Raw genomic sequence first — 1,609 nt, 5'->3', positions numbered from 1 at the left:
GAATTATGATTTAAAACTTTTGCTTTAAGAGCCCAAAATATGATTAATTCTTACTTAAACTATCCATTTTCAAAATTAAAGTTTGAAACATTTAAAGACACGTTATTAAAGAAAATTTGTATTAATATGGTGTTTATTACGATTGAGCATTGAACATTTAATCGCATTCCAATTGAGTTTTTTACTTCAGCAAATATGAGTGTTGGTAATATTAATTATTCTTCACAAAATGACCATATGGCAACATGACAAGGTCTATTGCCTACTTATGCAAAATCATTGGCTAATTTAACAACTTTAAAGAAAATGTTTCGTACTTTTCAGGAAGAAGATATTGATTTAACGATGATAGATTTAGAAGCATATTATACCCAGTTAGAAGTTGATGCTTTAATAGAAAAAGAAAAAACCGAAATAATAGAAACTGATGACAAATTAGATAAAAAAATCGATAATTTATCAAATGAAACAAAAGAAAATTTAGATAAAAAACAAGATAAATTAACAAAAAATTCTAATCTAGAAATTGATTATATTACTTGTCAAAGATATGTTAGTTCTAAAGATATATATTTATTTGGTGATTTAAGTTTTCATAATGACCCAAAACCGGAAGATATACCAAGATTTACAAAAGCAGTCAGAACAGTACAAAATAATATTCAAGTACAAATTACAAAAACTATTAATGATAAGTCAACAGATGAAGAAGTACCAACTGCAAAATCAGTATATGAATATGGTAAAAATATAAAAACTAATGATTGATAAGTTGTTAATATTAGTGATTTTGTAAAAGGATCTACTACATATCAAATAAAAGATTTTGATATTGATAAATATAATTATAAAATAACAACATTTGTTTATAGTAATGCTGGTGATGTAAATAAATTTGGTGGTTGTATTGAAATAAATAAAAGTAATTTAGTTCCAGTCAAAAGTACATTTAATATATTTAATGGTGTTAATGGTGCAGTAATTTATTATACAAGAATAATAAATGGTTTTGTTGATGCTTATTCTGTTTCAAGTCCAAAATTAAGTTTAAAGATAAATTCAATTAAAATTTTTAGAAAAAAAATAAGTTAAAAAGGAGATATTTTTATGCCAAAAGTAGAAATTAAAGATGTAATTATGTTTTTGAAAATATTTGGAGTTTCATCATTGTTTTTTATTGCAGGAATTATTATTTGTTTTATAGGACCAACTAAATTAGGAATTGGTTGACCTGCATATGTAATTATTGGTGCAATGCTTAATGGTTTTGGGGTTATTGTTTTAATTATTGAAACAATTAGATTTATCAAAACTCATAACAAACAACAAAAACAAGATAGTATTGAAGATGTTATTAAAAAAGAAGATACAAAATAAAGAGGTGTTATAAATGGGATTGTTATCAGCAAAAAAGAAATTAAAAAAAGAATATGATATTGATTGCACAGTTTCAAATAACTGAGAATTATTTTTTTAATTTAAAATGCTTTTTAATTCAAATTGAATTGGAGGCATTTTTAATTTTAAAACCCTTCTATAATTATTATACTCAACAATATAATTATCTATCATATTTTTTAGCTCATTAAAATTTTTGTATTTTGTTATA

General features: G+C 23.1%; 3 protein-coding genes. 2 read left to right on the top strand and 1 reads right to left on the bottom strand.

Annotated features, from left to right (window positions below; translation table 4 throughout):
- A partial coding sequence (locus D9R21_RS06360; protein WP_206609248.1) for a hypothetical protein occupies positions 1-771 on the top strand: 771 nt, incomplete at its 5' end.
- A 336-nt stretch (positions 772-1,107) separates the two neighbouring features.
- Positions 1,108-1,377 (top strand): hypothetical protein, encoded by a 270-nt coding sequence (locus D9R21_RS06355; protein WP_126821528.1) that lies wholly within the window; start codon positions 1,108-1,110, stop codon positions 1,375-1,377.
- A 96-nt stretch (positions 1,378-1,473) separates the two neighbouring features.
- On the opposite strand, the gene D9R21_RS08725 is transcribed toward D9R21_RS06355, so the two are convergent.
- Complete coding sequence (locus D9R21_RS08725; RefSeq protein ID WP_126820873.1) at positions 1,474-1,608, bottom strand: IS3 family transposase; 135 nt, start codon at positions 1,606-1,608, stop codon at positions 1,474-1,476.
- Position 1,609: the final 1 nt, after the last annotated feature.

The organism is Spiroplasma endosymbiont of Megaselia nigra (assembly GCF_003987485.1).
In the GTDB taxonomy this organism is placed as follows: domain Bacteria; phylum Bacillota_I; class Bacilli_A; order Mycoplasmatales; family Mycoplasmataceae; genus Spiroplasma.
Note: the sequence above shows the minus strand (reverse complement) of the source record. Positions and strands in the feature narration are given on the sequence as shown.